Origin of the sequence: Kitasatospora sp. NPDC059722, from assembly GCF_042733235.1 — a bacterium.
In the GTDB taxonomy this organism is placed as follows: Bacteria; Actinomycetota; Actinomycetes; order Streptomycetales; family Streptomycetaceae; genus Kitasatospora.
Map to the genome: position 1 here is coordinate 50,464 of NZ_JBHWGD010000017.1, position 19,934 is coordinate 70,397.

Below are 19,934 nucleotides of genomic sequence, written 5' to 3' on the forward strand. Positions count from 1 at the left end.
GTCGCGGGGGTGGGGCCCCACCCCGCCGGCGGCGGGCGCCCCCCCCCCCCCGCGCGCCCGCGCTGTGTGGCGCTGGGGGGGCGCGGGTGGGGCGGGGCGGGTCCCGGGCTCGTCCGGGTGAACCGCGCGGACGAAGCCGCAGCCGAGCGCAGCGTGGCCGGGCGGCGACGCGGACACCCGGCCTGCCGCCTTCCGGTGCCTGCCGCCTTCCGGTGTCCGCCGCCTCCGTCGCCCTCCCCGGGCGCTCGACAGGCCCGTTCCGGGCCGGTGTGGAACGGTGGGACGCAGGGGGCGGTCCTGGAGAGAGGAACGGTGTCATGTCATCGAAGAGGCGGCGCAAGAAGAAGGCGCGGGCCAGGCGCGGAGCCAACCACGGCCGTCGGCCGCAGTGCTGAGAACCGGCGACCACCGTCCCCCGCGGGGGGCGGGGGGCGGCGGGGGGGGGGGCGCCCCGCCCCGGGGGGGGGGCCCCCCCCCCCCCCCCCCCCCCCCGCCCCCCCCCGGCCCCACCCGGCCCGGCCGCGGGGGCGGGGGCGGGCGGGGCACTTCGCGCGCTCCCGGGGCGGTAGGCCCGCCCGTCGCCCGTCGCCCGTCGCCCGTCGCCCGTCGCCCGTCGCCCGTCGCCCGTCGCCCGATCGGCCCCCCGGCGCCCGCTCACGCCGCCCCGAAGCGCCACACCGCGTGCTCCAGGGCGCCCGGGTCGTGCCCGAGCAGGGCGGCGGCCTCCTCGTAGGCCGTGCGCAGCGGCCCGTAGCGCAGGTCGGTGAGGCCGGCGCCGGCGGCGAAGGTGCGCAGGTGGACGTCCACGGCGACCCCGGGGCGGCCGACGAGGCCCCCGAGGTAGTCCGCGGTCTTGGGGCCGACGCCGTGCACGGTGCGCAGGGCGGCCCGGTGGGCGGGCTCGCCGAGCCAGGCGTGCAGGTCCGCGCGGGTGTCGACGCCGTGGGCGGCCAGCAGACGGGCGAGGGCATGGGCGACGGCGACGCGGGCGGGACTGGCGAAGTCCATCGCCGCGGCGAGGTCCTCGCGCTCCAGCCGGGCCAGGAACCCGGTCACGGTGGCGGCGTCCGGCCACCTCTCCTGCAGCCGTACGATCCTCGGCCGGACCACCGCCTCGTAGCGCCGCCGCGCCTGGAAGGCGGCGTCACAGATCACCGCCCCCATGTGGGACCAGCCGCCGGGTGCGGCGAACGGACCGTCACCGAGCACCTCCCGTATCCGGTCGGCGAGTTGACGGGCGGGCGCGGCGCACTCGGGTTCGTCCATGGCCGCGATCATCCCCGATCCCCAACGTCCCTGCCGCGGCGCGGCGTTCGTCCGTACCGGCACCGATCGGGAGCGGGCTCCCGCTCTTGAGCGGGTGCGGCGGCGGTGCTTCACTGTGCGGATGATCGGCGAGGCGGAGATGACGGACCTGTTCGGCGAGATGCTCAGCCGGCACCGGGTGGACACCCGGGCGCGGTGGCACAACGCCGTGTGGGCGCTGGTGGTGGCCGTACCCACCGGCTGGCTCGGGCTGTGGGCGCTGCTGCTCACCGTGGACGACGGCCGCTCGCGCGGCGGCCGGGTGATCGGGCTGGTGATCGGCCTGTCCCTGGGCGCGCTGTACGTCGCCGTGACGCAGGCCTGGCGCGCACTGCGGGGCGGGGCGGGGGAGTACTTCGAGGTCCGCGAGCGCGGCCTCGTCCACGGCTCGCGGCGTGGCGCGGTGGGCTGGGAGTGGGACCAGGTCGTGTCGATCACGATCCCCGGCACCCCGAGGATCCAGGGCCTTGCCCGCCGGCTGGGTAATGACTACCGCTGCCGCCTTGCCCTTGACGGCGGCGCCCGCCTGCACATCGACGGGCACGCCGCCGGGGCCTCCGGCCTGGGCCGGGCCGTGCTGCAGCACAGCCCGGACGCGCGGCGGCTGGCCGGGGACGAGTGGCAGGAGAAGGCGGGCGGCTGGTTCCTGGGTGGGGCGCTGGCGTTCCTGGCGGTGGGCGTCGCGATGGTCACCTACCTCGCGAGCCACGCGGACACCACCCGCAGGGTCACCGACGCGAACGGGATGGTCAGCGAGGAGACCGTGCAGGGCGTCAGTGACGGCGTGATCATGGCGGTCGGGCTGAGCCTGCCGGTGTGCGCGGTCGGCGCGATCACGTGCATCGTGCTGTACGTCCGGTACCGGAGGTACCGCCCGCGCTGACCCCTACCTGCCGGACCACGGACAACGGGCCACGGACAACGCACAGAGACCGCTCGCCCCTGTCGGGGCCGGGCGGTCTCTGCTGCTCGGGCGGGCCCATGCGCCAACACGGCCCGCTGCCGGTGTTCCCGAAATGTGTTGGAGTGAACAGCGCCCCCGGGCTCCGGACCCGCGGGTCCGGACGACGCCGCTGCAAATCGTCACATCCGGCCAGGGTGGCCTACAAGGGGATGTTGCACGAAAGCGCATCAATTATCGGTTTCAACACTTCGGCCTGCGCGTTCGTGACCGAGATCGTCCGGGACTGCGGGCAGGGGGCGGGACGCGGTCGCATCAATCTGCGCGACGTTCACCGAACCGATTGGGAATCACCCATACGCCTGACAGAGTGTTACCTCGCACGGGCCCTTCCGGTGACGCCAACCACGGGAAGACGTCCGGCTGTTGGAGTGACAGTGCTATAGGAGGTCTCGTCGATGACGAGGAAACGGAAGAAGCGCACCCCGGCCCGATGCGTCGCCGACGCCGCCACCCCGCCGCGCCCGCGGCAGACCGTGCGGCGGTCCGTACGGCAGTCCGTACGGCGCCCCTGGCGGCCCCGGCGGCCGTGGGGGCCCGGACCCGTCGAGACGGTCGTGATCGTGGTGGTCGTGACCGTGGTCGTCGCCGTGGCGGCCGTCCTGGTGGAGGCCGGCCTGTCGGCCCAGGCCGCGCTCGAACTGGCCACCGGCGGGCTGCTGCTGGGACTCAGGCTCCGGCGGGAGCGGGCCTAGAGAAACGCTCGCGAGAAACGTCTGCGAGAGACCCCCGCGATGGGACGCAGAGAGAAACCGGTCGCGGCGAGTGACCCGGCACTGGGCCGGCTGGCCGCGTGGCTGCGCGAGCAGCGCGAACGGGCCGGGCTGACGTACCGACAGCTCGCCGCCCGCACCAACTACCACCCCACCACCCTGCAACGGGCCGCCGGCGGGCGGACCGTGCCCAACTGGACGGTCGTCGAGGCCTTCGCCCGCGAATGCGGCGGGGACCCCAAGGCCGCCCGCCGCAAATGGGCGCAGGCCAACTACTGGGCGCACGTGCCGCGCCCGTCGGGCCCCCAGCGCCGCAGGGCGCCCAGACCCCTGCACCCCGAACAGGTCGACTCCTTCGCCGACCTGCGCCGCGCGATGCACGAGATGCGGCGCAAGGCCGACTGGCCGCCCCTGGAGGAACTGGACCGCCGGGCCCGGGCCAGGGGCGCGCGCCTGCCCTCCAGCACCCTGGCCCTGGTCCTCAAGGGCGAGGCGCCGCTGCACAAGTCGGTGTTCCGAACCTACATGGAGGTCTGCGGGGTCCGCGAGACCCGCCGGGAACTGTGGGCGACGGCCTGGGACCGGGCGGCCATCGCCCGCACCCCGGTCTCCGTCAACCCCCGCACCTACCAGCGGGAGTTCACCCGCGCCATGCGCAACTCCAGCGGCGGCATCTCCACCGAGAACCTGCTCAAGCTGTGGGTCACGCTGCGCAACAGCCACGCCGCGGACCGGGCCGAGGACACCGGGGACAGCCCGCCGGTGCTCGTGTGACCGGGGCCCGCGGCCGGGACACCCACCAGGAACCCCCGGCCGCGGGCCCGACCCGCCCGCGCCACCACGGGAACACTCATGCCAATACGACGCACTCCCGCCGCCGTCACCGTCCCCGCGCCCGCCCTGGGCCTGTGGGCGCTGCACGACCTCCACCGCCGGCACTACCTCGCCTACGCCGCCCTGCTGCTCTCCCCGGCCGAGGCCCAACTCGCCGTCCAGAGCGCCTTCGAGGACCTCGCCGGGCGCTGGCTGGAGGCCCTCGCCACCGCGAGCCCGGCAGCCTGCGCCTGGCAGGCGGTCCGCGACCGCGTCTGCACCCTGGCCGGCCCCCGCACGCTCGGCCCCGTCGCCCACCTCACCGCACCCCAGCAGGACGTCCTGCTGCTCCACCTCGCCCTCGACCTGCCCGCCGACCGGATCGCCGCCCTCACGGGCACCGAACCGGCCGCCGTGCACGTCCGGTTGCGTTCGCTGGCGTCGGCGCGGAGGCCGGGGTGAGGTGGGTGGGGTCGGGGCCGGGGGTGCCGAACTGGCCGCCGTGCACGTCCGGTTGCGTTCGCTGGCGTCGGCGCGGAGGCCGGGGTGAGGGGCGGGTGCCCGACAACTCCGCCGCAGGCACGGCGCGTTGGTCCGGTCCGTGGCGGTCCGTGGCGGTCCGTTCCGGTGGCGACGGCGAAACAGGTGCCACACCCCCCGGCCGCCGCCGTGATCGGCGCGACGGCTACGGCAGCGGGGCGTTCGGCCGCGCCGTGCGGGCGTACGTGCGCACGGCCGCGACGGCCGGGGAGGTGGCGTAGACGCGGGCGAGGTCGACGAGGCGGTCGGCCTCCGACTCCAGGGCGGCGCACGGCGGTTCGGCGGGCGGGACGGCCAGCGGGGCGGCAGGGGTGGGCAGGGCGCCGGCGGCCGCCCGTTCCAGGGCGGCGGCCAGCGCGGCCGCCTCCGCGGTCGCCGCGACGAGGGCGGCGGGCGGCGGGAAGCGGCGGGCGGCGGCGGTGAGCCACTGCGGGGTGCGCGGGTCGAGGTGGTGGCGCAGGATCAGGCGCGCGTCGTGGATCTCGATGATCCGCCGGTACAGGGCGAACTGCGGGTCGCGCGGCGGCAGCAGCCGCCGGGGCAGCAGCCGGTGGGCGGGCACGAGCGCGATCTGCGGCAGCACGGTGTGCAGTTCGGTCCACAGCGGGGTCAGCGCCCGGTAGCGCCGGTGGGCCCGCAGCCACCCGCGGACGGGCGTCAGCACGGCCGGCCACAGCGTGGTCGACAGGCCCGCGGCCAGCAGCGCCGCGCACAGCAGCCCGAGAACGGCGGAGGCACTGTCCTCGCCCGCGCTCTGGGCGCCGCTGGTGGCCGCGTCCACGACGTCGTCGATGCCCCAGGCGTCCCAGACCAGGCCCACGGCCAGTCCGAGGGTGAGCAGGTGCAGCCCGGTGCGCCGGTGCCCGCGGGCGGTGGCGCGCGCCCGGCGGGCGACCTGGCGCAGCAGCGCGGTGAGGCAGTACGCGATGTACAGGGTGCGCAGCCCGTTGTACGCGGCCAGGTAGGGCCGTCCGGCGGGGGCGACGGTGAGGTCGCCGGTGGTCACGTCCGGGCCGGCGGCCGTGATGAGCACCGCGCACAGCGCCAGGACCGTTCCCAGGACGCCGAGTTGGCGCCGCACGGCGGTCCGGGCGGGCTCGCCGGAGGCCAGCGCGACGGTGAGCAGGGCGATCGCGCCGGTCGCGCACAGGTGCAGGGCGTCGCCGAGCAGGACGGGCAGCAGCGCGGGGGAGGCGAGCAGGCCCGCCAGGCTCAGCAGCCGCGCCGCGCCGGTGACGGTGGGCGGCGCGAGCAGCAGCAGGGCCGCGCCGAGGAAGGCGGTGCAGTAGCAGGTGTAGCGGGTGGAGGCGCCCAGCCCGGCCCACCCGCCACGGGCGCCGTCGCGCGGGCTGCGCGCGTTGCGGGCGGCGCGGGTGCTGCGCGCCAGGTGGTAGGCGTTGAGGGCGAAGAACGCGGCGACGGGGTAGAGCGCGAGCTCGCTCACGGCCGCCCGCCCCCGCCCCCGTCCCCGTCCCTGCCCCCGCCCCCGTCCCTGCCCCCGCCCTCGGAACCGCCCCCGGAACCGGCGTCGAAGCCAGTACGGAAGCCAGCGCGTAAGCCGGGGCCGGCGCCGGAGGGCGGCGGCGCCGACAGCAGCGTGTCCAGCCCCGGCGTCGAGCCCGGGCGGGCCGCCGCCGCGTCGGCCTTCGCCGCCCGGCTGAGGATCAGCGACGCCAGCAGCTCCGCCTCGCGCTCCTGCGGCTCGTCGTACCCGGTGCGCCCCAGCACCCGCTGGACCAGCGCGGGGGACAGGTGCGGCAGCAGCGCCTGCGAGGACACCGGCGTGATCGGCGCCGAACCGGCGTGGTCGAACAGCAGGTGCGCGATCTCGTGCACCAGGATGTGCCGGCGGTGCAGCGGGCTGGTGTCCGCCGCGTACAGGATGTAGTCCGCCTCCGCCGTGGACACCAGCAGCCCGCACGGCAGGTTCGGGCGCGCGGCGACCGGCACCAGCTCGATGGGCCGCCCGCGCCGGCCGGCGAGCCGGTCCAGGAGCACGGCGGGGTCGAACGGCGCCGGCAGGTCCAGCTCCTGCGCCATCCGCCGACACCGCCGCAGTACCGACCGGTAACCCCACGCACCCCGCACGGTGTGTCCTCCTCGCCCTCCGGCCCCCGGCCGGTCGTTCCCCGCGGCCCGCCGTCGGCGGCCGCGCCCCGCGCCCCCGGGTGCGGCCCCGGTCCGTCGCCGTGACTCGTCCCCGCATGAGTCGAGTCGCCCGGACGTCTCCCGGGGGTTCCGCGGACTTCGTCACGGACTCGTCCCGAAGACGCCCGCCGCCCGACGCCCGGGGCCCGCCGGGGCGAGACCTTCAGGGACGCGTCACGACGAGGCCGGGCGGCGGGCGGAGTCCCGGCGGGCGATGACGTCGATCAGCTCGCTGACCGTGTCCAGCCCCTCCGGCGAGAGGTTGACCGCCCGCAGCGCGAGGCTGCGCACGCCCGCGTCGCGCAGCGCGCCGAGCAGGGCGAGCTCCTTGGCGATCTCGGCGCCCTGGCGCTCGTCGAAGAAGTAGGCGGGCGGCACCTGGAAGAAGTGGGCGAGCGCCTCCAGGTGACGCTTGGTCGGGTTGTCCCGGCGCCCGGTGCGCAGCTGCCACAGGTAGGTGGTGGAGAAGGACTCCCCGGTCGCCTCGCGGCAGGCCCGGGCGACCTCCTCGTTGGTGTACTGCTCGCGGTCCGGCCGGCGGACCGTCTGGAACAGCGCCTCGATCCTGGCCGCGAGCCCCGACGTCTCGACCGGCCCGTCCTCGCGGGGCGATTCCGCCATGGCAACCCCTCTCCCGCCCGTGACCTCCGCGCCGCAGCCTGGGTGAACGGAGGAGACCCTGCGCGATCACCATAGCTCAAGGGGATGAGCCCGGGTGGATGCGGTGCGCCAACTCTTCCATGCCAGTTGACCGGTGGAGCGGCGGGTGCCATCCTGGCCGACTGACCGCCGGCCCCGGGAGGTTCGTGAACAACGCCGCGCACAACACCGCCGACAACCCCGCCGACGACCCCGCGGGCACCGGCCCGCGTAACGGCCGCGCCACCGGCCCGCGCACCAGCCGCCCGCACGCGGCCGCCACCGACGGCCCGAACGGCACGGCGACCGTCCGCCTCGGCTTCCTGTGGCGCGGAGCGGGCTGGGCCCTCGGCACCCTCACCGGTCTGCTGCTGGCCATCGTCCTCGCCGAGAGCGGCACCGTCGACCGCCTCGGCGTACCCCCGTCCCTGCTACTCGTCACCGCCGCCGCCCTCGCCGTCGCGCTGGCCGCCCCCCGCACCTTCCGGCTGCGCGCCGACGAGCAGGGACTCACCCTCACCCGCATCCTGCTGAGCCGCCGCTACCGCTGGCAGGACGTCACCGGCCTCGAAATGGACTTCGGCGAGGACTCCGAGAGCGCCGCCCCCCGCCTCGCGCTGCGCCTGCGCCTGGCCACCACCCGCCGCACAGGCTGCGGACCGGCCCTCGGTACCCTCCCCACCACCTGCGACCGCCGCCCGCGCGGCACCGAACCGCCCGAACTCGCCGACCTGTTCACCCTCCTCGACCGCCACGGGGTACGCCTCGACGCCCCCCACTACGCCGCCCTCGTCCTCTCCGCCCACGGCCGGCCCCCGCTGGGCCGCCACTGAACGCGACGCCGCTGAACATGCCGCCGCCGCTGAACGTGCCGCCGCTGAACGTGCCACCGGTGAACCTGCCGCCGCTGAACGCGGCGCCCGCCCGCGCCCGTTGACGCAGGCAGGAGCGCGCCGGCCCGCGGCGCGCGAGAGGCCAGGGGGCTGCCGTCATGCTCACCTTCCACGGCGCGTGGCGCATCACCGTCCTCACCCGCGACGCCGACTTCGAACAGCGCGCCGTCGTCCGCGGCCCCCACGGCACCCGCGTCATCCCCGGCCGCCCCGGCGCCACCCTGGAAGTCGACGAGGACACCTGGACGCTCGCCCTGGAACACCTGGCCTGGGGCCGCACCTGGGAACCCAACGTGCGCACCACCCCCGGCCCGCTCACCGACCACGCCGGACTGCGCGGCCGGCTGCTCACCAGCAGCGACCGCCACTTCCCCGGCAAGCCCCTGGACTACGCCAACTTCGTGCTGCGCCTGGAGCAGCCCACCACGACCCTGCGCACGCCCCGCCTGCACGGCACCCCCATGACGCCCGCCATCCCCGCCACCCCGCGGGCGATCCGCACCACGTCCTCCGCCCCCACGTACGGGCCCTCCGCCGGCCGCCCGGCCCAGACCCCCGCCAAACCGGCCGCCGCCGCCGACGGACACGGCCGCCCGCAGCCCTGGGGATAGCCACCCTCGCCCGGCTCCGCGGCACCGGCCGCACCCCCCTCCCGCCGGCAGGACGGCGCCGTCCCCGGAGCACCTCGGGCCGCAGCCGATGGGTGCGTCCGTCGAGTAGCCTCACACCCGAGGGAGAGGAGCCGGCCGTGAGTCAGCCCGCACCCAACGGGGGTGAGGTAGTCCCGCGCCCGGAGAAGACCCCGGCCGCGCTCAAGGCCGCTCTGGCGGTGGTTGCCGCGGACCGGCTGCAGGAGATGGTCGAGGGGCAGAGCCGGGCGATGGCCGAGGCCATCGACTCCGGCAGCGTCCAGCCGCTTCGCAATTTCGTGGACCACTGGGCCGCCGTCGTCGAGATCGAGCGGTTCCCGGGGACCTCGCAGGCCTACCACCGGGCGAACTACCTCGCCAACCACGCAGGAACCGTCGCCGAGTGCCGTAGGCGCGCCATCGAGGTCGCCGAGATCTACCGGACCGCCTACGCGGCGGTGACCGGATGACCTGGAGCCGGGAGTATCTCCCCAGCGAGGAGCGGGTGATCGGCGGTGCGCCCGCGGACGTCGCTGCCGTGGAGCACCGGGCTGCCGAACTCGTCTACCTGGACGGTGCCGGCGACGAGGGCGGCGGTGAGCCCATGCGCCACCTGGACGTTGCCGGCTGCTTCATGACCTACTACGTGGTTCCCCGTCTGGAACTCGTGGCGATCTGCCAGGTGACCCCACCTGTCGCCTGATGGCCCTGGACTCCTTTGCGCAAGTCCGCCCGGGACGCCTGGATCCGCCTGCCTTGACGGCACCGCGGAAATGTGACGCAGGCCACCCGGAAAGGGTGACATGCTGTTGTCGCGGACGGTCGCGACCATCGACGCATGACGATCACCGCGATGACCACGACGACTGCCACCACCCCCGCTCTCACCGCTCTCACCGACGAGGACTGCCTCGCCGAGACCCACGCCTTCAACGCCCAGTTCGAGGCCGCCGCCGCGACCCGCCCCTCCCGCTCCACCACCCCCGACGCCGCCACCCTCGCCCGCCTGCGCGCCAACCGCCTCGGCGGCGACACCCCGCCCGTGCGACTGCCGCAGGCGCAGGAGCGGATCCTCCCTGGCGGGGTCGGCGTGCGGGCGTTCGTCCCCGAGCACGTCGACGGCGTCTACCTCCACATCCACGGCGGCGCCTGGGCGTTCGGCTCCGCCGACGGCCAGGACGAACGGCTGTGGAACCTCGCCCGGCACACCCGCCTCGCCGTCCTCAGCGTCGACTACCGCCTCGCCCCCGAACACCCCTTCCCCGCCGGACCCGACGACTGCGAAACCGCCGCCCGCTGGCTCGTCGACCACGCCGAGACCGAGTTCGGCACCCGGCGCCTGATGATCGGCGGCGAATCCGCCGGCGCCCACCTGAGCGTCCTGACCCTGCTGCGCCTGCGCGACCGCCACGGCGTCACCGGCGCGTTCCGCGCCGCCAACCTGGTCTACGGCCCGTACGACCTGTCGATGACCTCCAGCCAGCGCCTCTTCGGCTCCCGGCAACTGCTCAGCAACACCGAATCCCTCCGAGGAAGTTACGAGCTCTGCACCCCCGGCCTGGACGCCGAACGGCGCCGCGACCCGGGCATCTCCCCGCTCTTCGCCGACCTCACCGGCCTGCCGCCCGCCCGCATCGTCGTCGGCACCGAGGACCCCCTCCTCGACGACTCGCTCTTCCTCGCCACCCGCTGGCAGGCCGCCGGCGCACCTGCCCACCTCGGCGTCGTCGCCGGCGCGATGCACGGCTTCACCCTGTTCCCGCTCACCATCACCGAACGCGAACAGCAGCGCGAGCGCGACTTCCTGGCCGGTGCGTGACGGCCCCGACGGTAGCGTCGGCGCCGTGAACCGCACCCCGCGCCTCTACGCACTCGTCGAAGAACTGCGCGCCGCGGCGCCGCGACCCCTGACGGTCGCGGCGCTCGCCGCCCGGTTCGAGATCAGCACCCGCACCGTGCAACGCGACCTCCAGGCCCTCATGGACGCCGGCGTCCCCGTGCGCGCCACCACCGGACGCGGCGGCGGCTGGTCGATCGACCGGGCCATGACCCTGCCCCCGATCCGCTTCACCACCGACGAGGCCTCCGCCCTGGTCGCCGCCCTCGCCGCCGCCGACCCCGGCGCCCCCTACGCCGGCGCCGCCCGCACCGCCTCCCAGAAGCTCGCCGCCACCATCACCGGCCCCGCCGCGACCGCCGCCCGCGACCTCGCCGCCCGCATCGTCGCCCTGCCCGCCGCCCGCACCGGACAACCGGTCCGCACCGCCGTCGAACGGGCCCTCACAGACGCCACCGTGCTGCGGCTGTCCTACGCCGACGCGGCCGGCAGGACCACCGAACGCGAGGTGGAACCCGCCGGACTGCTCACCGCCGGCGGCAACTGGTACCTCATCGCCTGGTGCCGCACCCGCCACGCCGGCCGCGGCTTCCGCCTCGACCGCATCACCGCCGCCACCCCCACCGCCGAACCGGCCCCGCCCCACGCCCTGGCCGACCTCCTGGCCGGCTCCGCCGCCGCCGGCGCACTCCCCCCGGCGGCCCTGGACCCGCTGCGGTCGGGGCAGTGAGGGCCGCCTTCGCCCGGTGGCGGAGCGTGCGACCATCCTCTGATGAGGAACCCCGGTGCTGCGTTTGGCAGGCGACTGCTCGTCGAGTCGCTGACCGTGGTGGCGGCCGACCCCTCGGCGCAGTGTGCCTGGATCGACGGGCACGGTGTCGTGACGGACGAGATCGCCCTGGACTTTGACCACGCCTTCCGCATGGTCGGGGGCCTGACCGAGGACGACGGCGTCAGCCCTGCGGTACTTCCCGACCTGCGGGCGATCGACGCGGTCTTCGCCGGGATGAGCGGTGCGGGGAACACGGACCGGTGGAGCATGGACGCCCTGGAGACCGATCCCGGTTGGGGCGAAGCCCGGGACCTGGCCCGCCGGGTCCTCGCCGACATGCCGGGGGAGTGGCGCCTGCCGATGCCGGAGATCTGCGTCATCCGCTGACGGACGGCCCCGCAGCCCCGGGGCACGGGCGCGGGTCGGCCGGCTCGCCCCGTTGTCGGTGCCCGCGCCTAGGGTGAGCCGCATGAACCACGTCGACCTGCGCCGTCTCCTCGCCGACTGCCCCGATCTGCCGCCGGGCCGCGTCGTCGGCGCCGACGAGGTGCCCGCGATGTGGGTCGGCGACGCCGCGCCGGCGCCCGGGCTGTGGGAGACGCTGCACCGCGCCCACCCGCGCACCGGACTGTGGCCGCTGCTGCTCGCCCCGCTCGACCGCTCGGCGGACTTCCGCCCCTGGCTGTCGGGCGAACTGAGCCCGCCCGCCGTGACCGACCCCGCCCGGCACGACCCGCACGAGCTCCTGCGCACCTGGTGGGACGGCCTGGGCCCGGAAGAGGGAGAGGACGAGGACGATGGAGAGGACGAGGAAGAGGAACTCGGCGCGGTCCTGGCTCCGTTCGGCCGTACCTGGCCCGGTGCGGCGCCCTCGACCCCGGTCCCGGCCGCCGACGCCGACGAGTGCGCCCGCATCCGCGCCTCGGTCCTGGAGAGCGCGCCGAACCTGCGGATCGGCCTGGTCGCGGCCCCCGGCGGTGCGGCGGCCCTGGCCGCCTGCGGCTGGACGGGCCCGGCCAACCACGCCGGCACCGGCCGGATCGCGGCCGTCCTCGCCGACTGGGAACACCGCTTCGGCATACGCGTCGTCCGCGCGGGCTTCGACACCCTGGAACTGAGCGTCCCCAACCCGCCCACGACACGGGAAGCGGCCCTGCGGGTGGCCGCCGAACACGTGGCACTCTGCCCCGACCAGGTCTTCCAGGGCACCGGCAGCCTCACCGCCTACGCCGACCTGCTCGTGGGCTCGCACGAGTGGATGTTCTGGTGGGACTGAGCATCGCGTAGGAAGTCGGCATGCCCGACTTCCTACGCCGGGGGCGGCGCCTGACGACCAATGGCGGGGCGCCACCGGAACCAGTAGTCGGGCCCGTCGACCCGGTAGCGGGCACCGGCAACGAACCGCAGCTCACCCACGAGCCGCCGTGCGCCCGCCGGCACCTGACGGTGCGACGCCAGCAGCAGGGTCAGTTCGTCGTAGCGGACGTCGACCCCGCCATGGCCGGGATGACTCTGCACCCCGGCCGTCCCGGCCAGGTGATGCTCGCTCCACCCGGCATCGGAGCTTGGTCCCCGCCGGGGGCGCGTACGCTCGGCTGCGTGCCCCGTCATCCGAGGAATCCCCGCCGCCTGGTCGCCGACGGGCGCGCGTACCTGTGGACGCTGCGCCACAGCCACCGCGCGCCCGGCGACGGCGGGCGGGCGGACTGCTGTGCGACCGTCACCCTGCACCCTCAGCCGGCCGGCACTGGCGGCCCGCTGCGGATCGTCTTCACGGAGGGCCCGGGCCGGTACGTGGGCGGGGCCCCGCTGGGGTCCGGGGACGTGGGGTTCGTGCGGGGCGGCTCGCTGAACCTGCACGAACCGGGCGCCGTCCGGGCCCTGCTCGACGAGGCCGCGGCCCGGGGGTGGCACCCCAGTGAGCGGGCGGCGGAGCTCGACGGCTGGTCCCTGCTGGAGGCGGCAGCCGCCGCACAAGCCGCGACCGCCGCACAAGCCGCGACCGCTGCGCAAGCCGCGCCCGCCGCGACCACCGGACCCGCAGGACGGTAGGAGTCGGTGGCATGGCCTAAGGTCCCGTTCATGATCACGCGTCCCACTGGGCAGGCGGAGGGGCCGTACGACGCCGCCTTCCTGCCGCGCCGGCAGATGACCCTCAGAGCCGCCGAGCAGCCGATCCGCGAGCCGGTGGCCAAGCTCGGCGGGCAGCCCGTGTGGCTGGCCGAGCCCGCCTGGCCGGTGGACCCGTCCAGCGGGCGGCCCCTGGTGTTCATCGGGCAGTTCCCGATCCCCGGGGACGAACTACGCCTGGCCTACCTCTTCCTCGACGAGGAAGGCGTCATCATGGGAGGGATCGACCCGGAGGCCGGCGACGCCGTCCTGCTGGTGCAGCCCGGCGGCCGCATCCCGTCCTTCGCCGTCATCGGGCCGCCGGGCACGCAGGGCCGGACGCTCTGGCGCTGGGGTCCGGACGAATCCGAGATCCCGGTCGAGTGGCACGTCGACCTGCAGCCGGTCGCCCCCGCGATCGATCGCTCGATCGACGACCAGGCGGCGTTCGAGCGGAGCCTGCGGGGCGAGGGGCCCGATGTCGAGATGCCCGGCGGCGAGGACCTGCACGACTACGTCGGCGGCACCGCCTGCTACCCCAACCTCTACGCGCGCGTCGACTCCCCCTGGCAGTTCCTCTTCAAGATCAGCGATGCCGGCGAGGGCGAGGACGATCCGTACTTCCTCAACTTCGGCTACGGCTACGGCTTCGGCTTCGTCAGCCCCGACCACCGCGAAGGCCGCTTCTTCTGGGAGTGCTCCTGAGCGCCCGTCCAGCCGCGCGGGAAGTCGGCCCCGCCGACCTCCCGCGCGGCTGCGGTCAGTACTCGCTGCTCGGGGCCTGGGCGGTGGGGCCGAGGTCGGGGTGGTCGCGGACTTCGAGGGCTTCGCCGTGGCGGTCGAGTTCGAGGACGAGGAGTTCGTTGCGGCCCGGACGCCACAGCGGGGCCGGGGCGTAGAGGGTGCGCTGGGGGCCCTCGGCGGTGTGGCGGCCCAGCAGGAAGCCGTTGAGCCACAGCAGGCCGCGGCCCCAGCCGGGCAGGGCGACGAAGGCGTCGGCGGGGGCGTCGACGTCGGTCTCGAAGCGGTGGAACGCGGGGTCGCCGTCGGTGAGCGCCACCGCCGCCGGCTCCTCCAGGCGGAGGGCGGCGAGGTCGTCCAGCGGCAGCGGCCGGATCTCCCACTCGAAGAGCAGCTGGCCGTCGTGCGCGACGCCCCGCGTGATGCCCTTGCGGTCGTCCATGTTGGGGCCGTAGTTCACCCGCCCCAGGGCCTCGACCAGGATGTCGAGGACGGCGCCGCCGGGCCCGGTGGCCAGGGGCAGCGTCGCCCGGGGGCTGTTGCGGTCCAGGACGCCGAGCGGGCGCCCGTCGGCGAAGACGTGGGCGCGGTCGGCGAGTCCGTCGATGCGCAGCGGCAGTTCGGGGCGCGGTCCGGGCACGCGGGTGCGGTAGTGGACGAGGCCGCGGGCCTGGCCGAGGCGTTCCATCGGTTCGGGGCAGGCCCGCCGTACCGGCGCCGACAGCGAGTCCAGGGCCGTGAGGAGCCGGGCCCGGCCCGTGGCCCGCTCCAGGCGGCGCGGGGCCAGGCGCGGTGGCGGGGCGGGCAGTTCGCCCTCCGGCAGGGGCACGTAGCGGCCGATGACCTCCCGCAGCGCGTGGAACTTCTCGGTGAGCTCGCCCGCCTCGCCGATCGGCGCGTCGTAGTCGTAGCTGGTGGAGGTGGGCTCGAACCCGGCGTCGCAGGGGTGGGCGCCGCTGTGGTTGGCGCCCGCCCACAGGCCGAAGTTGGTGCCGCCGTGGGCCATGTAGAGGTTGACGGAGGCACCGGTGGCGAGGAGTTCGTCGAGGGAGGCGGCGCTCTCCTTGGGGTCGCGCACGTGGTGCGGCTCGCCGAGGCGGTCGAACCAGCCGATCCAGAACTCCATCGCCGTCAGCGGCCCGGGCAGGGCGGACGCCTGGTGGCGGCGCAGCGCGGCGAGGCGTTCGGGCGCGCGGGAGCCGAAGGTCGCGGTGGCGAGGTGGCCGGGGATGGTGCCGCCCTGCTGCATGGTGTCGTGGGCGCCGTCGGCGGTGAACAGCAGGCAGTCCACGCCGCGGCGCACCAGGCCGTCGCGCAGGTGGCGCAGGTAGGCGCAGTCGCGCCCGTAGCTGCCGTACTCGTTCTCCACCTGCACCGCGACCACCGGCCCGCCCCGGCTCGCCAGCAGCGGCAGGATCTCGGGCACGACGGCGTCGAACCAGCCGTCCACCTCCGCGAGGTAGGCGGGCTCCGAGCAGCGCAGCCGCAGGCCGTCGACGGCGAGCAGGCGGGCGGGCAGGCCGCCGAAGTCCCATTCGGCGCAGATGTACGGGCCGGGGCGCAGGATCACGTCCAGGCCCAGGGCCTGCGCGGCGCGGGCGAACCGGGCGACGTCCCGCCAGCCGGTGAAGTCCACCTCGCCGGTGGGGAGTTCGTGGAAGTTCCAGGGGACGTAGGTGTCGACGGTGTTGACGCCCAGCGCCCGCAGCCGGCGCAGCCGGTCCTCCCACTGGTCGGGGTGGACGCGGAAGTAGTGCAGGGCGCCGGAGACGATGCGGTGCGGCGCGCCGTCGCGCAGGAATCCGGAGGCGTCGAAGTCGAGCATGCGGGGGCCTTTCGCAGGGAACGGGCGGCCGGGTGCGTACGGACGATGATCGGTATGCCCAGGCCGCGCGCGGGCAATCAGATCTTCATGACGGACACGCACACCGGCACCGCCCGTGACCTCCTCGCCCTCGTCGGCGGGGCCGCCAACGTCACCTCCACCGCCCACTGCATCAGCCGCCTGCGCCTGGGCCTGGCCGACCCGGGCCTCGCGCGCACCCAGCGGATCAAGGACCACCCGGCGGTGCTCGGGGTCGTCGTGGACGGCACCTACCAGATCGTTCTGGGACCGGCGGCCGTCGACCGCGTCGCGCAGGCGTTCGAGCAGCTCGTGGCCACCGCCGCCCCAGCAGCGGACGCCGACGTCCCAGCAGCGGCCACCGCCGCCCCGGCGGCGGCGGACGCCGACGCCCTCGCCGCTAGGGGAGCAGCCCTCAAGGACGCCCGCACACGCCACAACGCCACCCCCGGCAAACTGCTCCTGCGCCGCATCGCCGACATCTTCGTCCCCCTCATCCCCGCCCTCATCGCCTGCGGCGTCATCGCCGGCCTCGGCGCCACCCTCAACTCCCTCGCCCTGTCCACCCACACCGCCGCCCTGACCGGCATCGTCCCCGTCACCACCGCGCTCTCCCAGGGCTTCATGTCCCTGATCGCCGTCTTCGTCGGCTACAACACCGCCAAGGAGTTCGGCGGCACCCCCGTCCTCGGCGGCGCGGTCGCCGGCATCGTCGTCTACCCGGGCGTCGCCGCCATCACCCACACCCCCTTCGGCCACCTCAAGCCCGGCCAGGGCGGCGTCCTCGGGGCCCTCGCCGCCGCCGCCCTGTGCGCCGCGCTCGAACACTGGGCCCGCCGATGGGTGCCCGACGCCCTGCAGATGCTGCTCGTGCCCACCACCGCCCTCGCCCTGTCCGGCCTGACCGCCCTGCTCCTCCTGATGCCGCTCGCCGGCCTCCTCGCCGACGGCATCGGCAACGGCGCCACCTGGCTCCTCGCCCACGCCGGCGCCGGCGCCGGGGTCCTCCTCGGCGGCACCTTCGGCACCCTCGTCATGTTCGGCCTCCACCAGGCCCTCATCCCCATCCACACCACCCTCATCGAGCACCAGGGCTACAGCGCGCTCTACCCCATCCTCGCCATGGCCGGCGGCGGCCAGGCCGGCGCCGCCGTCGCCGTCTACCTGCGCGCCCGCCACAACCCCTCGCTGCGCCGGGTCATCAGGTCCGCGCTGCCCACGTGCGTCCTGGGGGTCGCCGAGCCCGTCATCTACGGCGTCACGCTGCCGCTGGTGCGACCCTTCGTCACCGCCGGGATCGGGGCCGCGGTCGGCGGCGCCGTCGTCGGCACGTTCGCCCAGCTCGGCCTGACCACCGGCTCCACCGCGATCGGCCCCTCCGGCCTCGTCCTGCTGCCCCTGCTCGACGGCAGCCACGGCATCGGCCCCGCCGTCCTCGTCTACACCGGCGGCTGGCTCACCGCCGCGCTCGCCGCCTGCGCCGCCACCTACGCCTTCGGCTTCACCCCGGCGATGCTCACCGCCCTCAACGCCCCGGCGGACGGGGCAGGCGGGACGGGCGGGTCGGGCGGGCCAGACAGGGCAGGCGGGGCAGGCGGGGCCCCGGCCGAAGGCGCCCCGGCCGGATAGGGTCCGTGACGACGACCGGACGATCTTCGAGGAGTACCGCCATGAGTGCCGCCGTGCCCACCCCGCCCGCCGGTGCGCCGGTCACCAGGTTCGGCCTGGGCACCGCCGCCGTCGGCCGCCCGGGGTACATCAACCTCGGGCGCGACGCCGACCTGCCCGCCGGGCGCAGCGTCGAGGCGCTGCGCCGGCGCACCCACGAGCTGCTGGACGCCGCGTACGCCGCCGGGGTGCGGTACGTCGACACGGCCCGCTCCTACGGGCGCGCCGAGGAGTTCGTCGCGCAGTGGCTGGCCGAGCACCCCCGGGAGGCGGCCGACACGGTGGTGGGCAGCAAGTGGGGCTACACCTACACGGCCGGCTGGCGCACCTCCGGGGTGGCCGCGCACGAGGTCAAGGAGCACTCGACGGCGGTGTTCGACCGTCAGGTCAAGGAGACCAGGGCCCTGCTCGGGCGCCACCCGGACGTCTACCTCGTCCACTCCGTCACTCCCGACAGCCCCGCCCTCACCGACCCCGCCCTGCACGGGCGCCTGGCCGGACTCGCCGCCGACGGCGTGCGGGTGGGCCTGTCCACCAGCGGCCCCGACCAGGCCGCCGCGATCCGCGCCGCCCTCGCCGTGACGGTCGACGGGCAGCCGCTGTTCGCCGCCGTCCAGTCCACCTGGAACCTGCTGGAGACCTCCGCCGCCCCCGCCCTGGCCGAGGCCCACGACGCGGGCTGGCTCGTGGTCGTCAAGGAGGCGATGGCCAACGGCCGCCTCGCCGACCGCAACGCCACCGGCCCCGACACCGCCGCCCTGCGCGCCCTCGCCGCCCGCACCGGCGCCACCTGCGACGCCCTGGCCCTGGCCGCGGCCGCCGCCCAGCCCTGGGCCGGCCTCGTCCTGTCCGGCGCCGCCACCCCAGCCCAGCTCGCCTCCAACCTCACCGCCGTCGCCCACCCCCTCACCCCGGACGACCTCGCGGCCCTCGCACCGCTGGCGGGGCCGGCGGGGGAGTACTGGCGGGCGCGCGCGGGGCTGGCGTGGTCGTGAGGCACTGAGGGGTCGGGGGTGTGGGCGGGCTGCGGACCTCGCGGCCCTCGCGCCGCTGGCGGGGCCGGCGGGGGAGTACTGGCGGGCGCGCGCGGGGCTGGCGTGGTCGTGAGGAACTGAGCGGTCGGGGGTGTGGGCGGGCTGTGGCCCTCGCGCCGCTGGCGGGGCCGGCGGGGGAGTACTGGCGGGCGCGTGCGGGGCTGGCGTGGTCGTGAGGTCCCGAGCGGTCGGGGCCGACCGGCTCCCCCGATGTCCGCACCCGCTATGACGGCGTCAAAAAACAGCCCCTGACCAGGCATTCCGGGCACCGGCCAGATATGGCCGGTGCCCGTCCTGGTTCCCCGCGGCGCCCGGACAACACGATGGCCACAGGTCGCCGCACCCGACGCGGCACCCCACCCGACCAGAGGGAGCCGACCCCACATGACCATGCGTGCCAGCCTCGCCCGCCGCCTCAAGGCCGTCCTCGCGACGACGGCGCTCGCGCTCACCGGCGCCGCCGTCGTGCCCACCGCCGCGCACGCCGACACCGCGCAGCCGCACCACTACTACATCGAGCTCGGCGGCACCGGGACGGCCCTGGCGGCACCCCGCTGCACGTACACCTTCGACCTCGCCAACCAGCACCTGCCGGCCGGCAGCACCGCGATCCCGGTCTGCTACCCGGCCAGCGGCGGCCCGTTCATCGGCGGCCAGAACCAGCTGCCGGCCCCGTTCGAGCCGAGCTTCGGCGACAGCGTCAACGCGGGCTACTGGAACGCCAAGGCGGCCCTGGAGAAGGCCTACAAGGCCGACCCCACCGCCCGCTTCACCATCGCCGGCTACTCGCAGGGCGCCTGGGTCGGCGACCTGCTGCTCCAGACCATCGCCAACAACGGCACCGCCGTGCCCCGCGAGCAGGTCGACGGCATGCTCTACGCCGACCCGATGCAGCCCGGCACCGGCTTCTGGCACCTCGTCCCGCAGGGCACCCTGATCCCGTTCGTGGCGTACTCCCCGGGCACCGGCCCGGAGAACTTCCCCGGCGGCATGCCGGTCCAGCGCTTCTGCATCAAGACCGACGGCGTCTGCGACGCGACGTCCCTGGACTCCTTCAGCGGCTTCCTCGCGCAGCACCCGCGCTACCCCGGGAGCATCATCGTCGACACCCTCGCCAACACCGGCGGCAACGGCACCAAGTGGTACCCGGCCGGCGCCTGACCGGATAACGGGGGCGGAGAGCCACGGGGGAACAACGGGGGAGACGGGGGAGCAACGGGGGAGCAACGGGGGAGCAACGGGGGAGAACCGGGGGCCGCCCCGGGGGGGGGGGCGCCGCGGCCCCCCCC

Annotated in this window: 22 protein-coding genes; 17 read left to right on the top strand and 5 right to left on the bottom strand. The window is 75.7% G+C overall.

What is annotated here, in order from left to right:
- Positions 1-654 precede the first annotated feature (654 nt).
- Positions 655-1,266 (bottom strand): hypothetical protein, encoded by a 612-nt coding sequence (locus ACFV4F_RS14020; protein ID WP_380502309.1) that lies wholly within the window; start codon positions 1,264-1,266, stop codon positions 655-657.
- A gap of 121 nt (positions 1,267-1,387) precedes the next feature.
- On the opposite strand from ACFV4F_RS14020, the gene ACFV4F_RS14025 reads away from it, so the two are divergent.
- From ACFV4F_RS14025 to ACFV4F_RS14040, 4 genes are all read left to right on the top strand, one after another.
- Entirely contained in the window at positions 1,388-2,188 is an 801-nt protein-coding gene (locus ACFV4F_RS14025; protein WP_380441268.1) for a hypothetical protein, read from the top strand.
- A gap of 476 nt (positions 2,189-2,664) precedes the next feature.
- The gene (locus ACFV4F_RS14030) at positions 2,665-2,961 is read left to right on the top strand and encodes a hypothetical protein (protein ID WP_380502311.1); all 297 of its coding nucleotides are present in this window, start codon (positions 2,665-2,667) and stop codon (positions 2,959-2,961) included.
- 39 nt (positions 2,962-3,000) lie between these two features.
- Positions 3,001-3,753: a helix-turn-helix domain-containing protein gene (locus ACFV4F_RS14035; RefSeq protein ID WP_380502313.1), complete on the top strand. Its 753-nt coding sequence runs from the start codon at positions 3,001-3,003 to the stop codon at positions 3,751-3,753.
- Between the two features lie 78 nt (positions 3,754-3,831).
- The gene (locus tag ACFV4F_RS14040; RefSeq protein ID WP_380502315.1) at positions 3,832-4,254 is read left to right on the top strand and encodes a hypothetical protein; all 423 of its coding nucleotides are present in this window, start codon (positions 3,832-3,834) and stop codon (positions 4,252-4,254) included.
- Between the two features lie 223 nt (positions 4,255-4,477).
- Here ACFV4F_RS14040 and ACFV4F_RS14045 read toward each other — a convergent pair whose 3' ends face one another.
- From ACFV4F_RS14045 to ACFV4F_RS14055, 3 genes are all read right to left on the bottom strand, one after another.
- Positions 4,478-5,776 carry an MAB_1171c family putative transporter gene (locus ACFV4F_RS14045; protein ID WP_380502316.1) on the bottom strand — a complete coding sequence of 433 codons (1,299 nt, stop codon included), beginning with the start codon at positions 5,774-5,776 and terminating at the stop codon, positions 4,478-4,480.
- Positions 5,773-6,372: a ParH-like protein gene (locus ACFV4F_RS14050; protein ID WP_380502318.1), complete on the bottom strand. Its 600-nt coding sequence runs from the start codon at positions 6,370-6,372 to the stop codon at positions 5,773-5,775. The genes ACFV4F_RS14045 and ACFV4F_RS14050 overlap by 4 nt, the downstream gene beginning before the upstream one ends.
- Before the next feature lie 282 nt (positions 6,373-6,654).
- Positions 6,655-7,101, bottom strand: a complete 447-nt coding sequence (locus ACFV4F_RS14055; protein WP_329924585.1) for an XRE family transcriptional regulator — start codon at positions 7,099-7,101, stop codon at positions 6,655-6,657.
- A gap of 185 nt (positions 7,102-7,286) precedes the next feature.
- Between ACFV4F_RS14055 and ACFV4F_RS14060 the strand changes: the two genes are divergently transcribed.
- The 10 genes from ACFV4F_RS14060 (at position 7,287) to ACFV4F_RS14105 (ending at position 14,064) form a co-directional block, all read left to right on the top strand.
- A complete protein-coding gene (locus ACFV4F_RS14060; protein ID WP_380502320.1) occupies positions 7,287-7,952 on the top strand; it encodes a PH domain-containing protein in 666 nt (221 codons plus the stop codon).
- A gap of 158 nt (positions 7,953-8,110) precedes the next feature.
- Positions 8,111-8,623, top strand: a complete 513-nt coding sequence (locus ACFV4F_RS14065) for a hypothetical protein (protein WP_380441282.1) — start codon at positions 8,111-8,113, stop codon at positions 8,621-8,623.
- Between the two features lie 137 nt (positions 8,624-8,760).
- The gene (locus tag ACFV4F_RS14070; protein WP_380502322.1) at positions 8,761-9,111 is read left to right on the top strand and encodes a hypothetical protein; all 351 of its coding nucleotides are present in this window, start codon (positions 8,761-8,763) and stop codon (positions 9,109-9,111) included.
- Positions 9,108-9,344, top strand: a complete 237-nt coding sequence (locus tag ACFV4F_RS14075; RefSeq protein ID WP_380502324.1) for a hypothetical protein — start codon at positions 9,108-9,110, stop codon at positions 9,342-9,344. The genes ACFV4F_RS14070 and ACFV4F_RS14075 overlap by 4 nt, the downstream gene beginning before the upstream one ends.
- A 135-nt stretch (positions 9,345-9,479) precedes the next feature.
- Positions 9,480-10,460, top strand: a complete 981-nt coding sequence (locus ACFV4F_RS14080; RefSeq protein ID WP_380502326.1) for an alpha/beta hydrolase — start codon at positions 9,480-9,482, stop codon at positions 10,458-10,460.
- A gap of 25 nt (positions 10,461-10,485) precedes the next feature.
- The gene (locus ACFV4F_RS14085; RefSeq protein ID WP_380497869.1) at positions 10,486-11,208 is read left to right on the top strand and encodes a helix-turn-helix transcriptional regulator; all 723 of its coding nucleotides are present in this window, start codon (positions 10,486-10,488) and stop codon (positions 11,206-11,208) included.
- A 42-nt stretch (positions 11,209-11,250) separates the two neighbouring features.
- Positions 11,251-11,637 (top strand): hypothetical protein, encoded by a 387-nt coding sequence (locus ACFV4F_RS14090; RefSeq protein WP_380502328.1) that lies wholly within the window; start codon positions 11,251-11,253, stop codon positions 11,635-11,637.
- 82 nt (positions 11,638-11,719) lie between these two features.
- Positions 11,720-12,526, top strand: coding sequence for a DUF4253 domain-containing protein (locus ACFV4F_RS14095; RefSeq protein ID WP_380502330.1), 807 nt, complete (start codon positions 11,720-11,722; stop codon positions 12,524-12,526).
- A gap of 323 nt (positions 12,527-12,849) precedes the next feature.
- Positions 12,850-13,302, top strand: a complete 453-nt coding sequence (locus tag ACFV4F_RS14100; protein ID WP_380502449.1) for a hypothetical protein — start codon at positions 12,850-12,852, stop codon at positions 13,300-13,302.
- A 30-nt stretch (positions 13,303-13,332) separates the two neighbouring features.
- Positions 13,333-14,064 (top strand): hypothetical protein, encoded by a 732-nt coding sequence (locus tag ACFV4F_RS14105; protein ID WP_380502332.1) that lies wholly within the window; start codon positions 13,333-13,335, stop codon positions 14,062-14,064.
- Positions 14,065-14,119: 55 nt separating this feature from the next.
- Here ACFV4F_RS14105 and ACFV4F_RS14110 read toward each other — a convergent pair whose 3' ends face one another.
- Positions 14,120-15,925: a beta-galactosidase family protein gene (locus ACFV4F_RS14110; RefSeq protein ID WP_380502334.1), complete on the bottom strand. Its 1,806-nt coding sequence runs from the start codon at positions 15,923-15,925 to the stop codon at positions 14,120-14,122.
- Positions 15,926-15,979: 54 nt separating this feature from the next.
- On the opposite strand from ACFV4F_RS14110, the gene ACFV4F_RS14115 reads away from it, so the two are divergent.
- The 3 genes from ACFV4F_RS14115 to ACFV4F_RS14125 all read left to right on the top strand — a co-directional run bounded on the left by ACFV4F_RS14115 (position 15,980) and on the right by ACFV4F_RS14125 (position 19,806).
- Positions 15,980-17,572, top strand: coding sequence for a PTS transporter subunit EIIC (locus ACFV4F_RS14115; RefSeq protein ID WP_380502336.1), 1,593 nt, complete (start codon positions 15,980-15,982; stop codon positions 17,570-17,572).
- A gap of 41 nt (positions 17,573-17,613) precedes the next feature.
- Positions 17,614-18,606: an aldo/keto reductase gene (locus ACFV4F_RS14120; RefSeq protein ID WP_380502338.1), complete on the top strand. Its 993-nt coding sequence runs from the start codon at positions 17,614-17,616 to the stop codon at positions 18,604-18,606.
- Positions 18,607-19,029: 423 nt separating this feature from the next.
- A complete protein-coding gene (locus ACFV4F_RS14125) occupies positions 19,030-19,806 on the top strand; it encodes a PE-PPE domain-containing protein (RefSeq protein WP_380502340.1) in 777 nt (258 codons plus the stop codon).
- Positions 19,807-19,934 lie beyond the last annotated feature (128 nt).

What these genes read in the sequence shown, in the direction of transcription:
- ACFV4F_RS14020 (WP_380502309.1), bottom strand. Translation starts at nt 1,266, where the DNA reads ATGGACGAACCCGAGTGCGCCGCGCCCGCCCGTCAACTCGCCGACCGG.
- ACFV4F_RS14025 (WP_380441268.1), top strand. Translation starts at nt 1,388, where the DNA reads ATGATCGGCGAGGCGGAGATGACGGACCTGTTCGGCGAGATGCTCAGC.
- ACFV4F_RS14030 (WP_380502311.1), top strand. Translation starts at nt 2,665, where the DNA reads ATGACGAGGAAACGGAAGAAGCGCACCCCGGCCCGATGCGTCGCCGAC.
- ACFV4F_RS14035 (WP_380502313.1), top strand. Translation starts at nt 3,001, where the DNA reads ATGGGACGCAGAGAGAAACCGGTCGCGGCGAGTGACCCGGCACTGGGC.
- ACFV4F_RS14040 (WP_380502315.1), top strand. Translation starts at nt 3,832, where the DNA reads ATGCCAATACGACGCACTCCCGCCGCCGTCACCGTCCCCGCGCCCGCC.
- ACFV4F_RS14050 (WP_380502318.1), bottom strand. Translation starts at nt 6,372, where the DNA reads ATGGCGCAGGAGCTGGACCTGCCGGCGCCGTTCGACCCCGCCGTGCTC.
- ACFV4F_RS14055 (WP_329924585.1), bottom strand. Translation starts at nt 7,101, where the DNA reads ATGGCGGAATCGCCCCGCGAGGACGGGCCGGTCGAGACGTCGGGGCTC.
- ACFV4F_RS14065 (WP_380441282.1), top strand. Translation starts at nt 8,111, where the DNA reads ATGCTCACCTTCCACGGCGCGTGGCGCATCACCGTCCTCACCCGCGAC.
- ACFV4F_RS14075 (WP_380502324.1), top strand. Translation starts at nt 9,108, where the DNA reads ATGACCTGGAGCCGGGAGTATCTCCCCAGCGAGGAGCGGGTGATCGGC.
- ACFV4F_RS14080 (WP_380502326.1), top strand. Translation starts at nt 9,480, where the DNA reads ATGACGATCACCGCGATGACCACGACGACTGCCACCACCCCCGCTCTC.
- ACFV4F_RS14090 (WP_380502328.1), top strand. Translation starts at nt 11,251, where the DNA reads ATGAGGAACCCCGGTGCTGCGTTTGGCAGGCGACTGCTCGTCGAGTCG.
- ACFV4F_RS14095 (WP_380502330.1), top strand. Translation starts at nt 11,720, where the DNA reads ATGAACCACGTCGACCTGCGCCGTCTCCTCGCCGACTGCCCCGATCTG.
- ACFV4F_RS14105 (WP_380502332.1), top strand. Translation starts at nt 13,333, where the DNA reads ATGATCACGCGTCCCACTGGGCAGGCGGAGGGGCCGTACGACGCCGCC.
- ACFV4F_RS14110 (WP_380502334.1), bottom strand. Translation starts at nt 15,925, where the DNA reads ATGCTCGACTTCGACGCCTCCGGATTCCTGCGCGACGGCGCGCCGCAC.
- ACFV4F_RS14115 (WP_380502336.1), top strand. Translation starts at nt 15,980, where the DNA reads ATGCCCAGGCCGCGCGCGGGCAATCAGATCTTCATGACGGACACGCAC.
- ACFV4F_RS14120 (WP_380502338.1), top strand. Translation starts at nt 17,614, where the DNA reads ATGAGTGCCGCCGTGCCCACCCCGCCCGCCGGTGCGCCGGTCACCAGG.
- ACFV4F_RS14125 (WP_380502340.1), top strand. Translation starts at nt 19,030, where the DNA reads ATGACCATGCGTGCCAGCCTCGCCCGCCGCCTCAAGGCCGTCCTCGCG.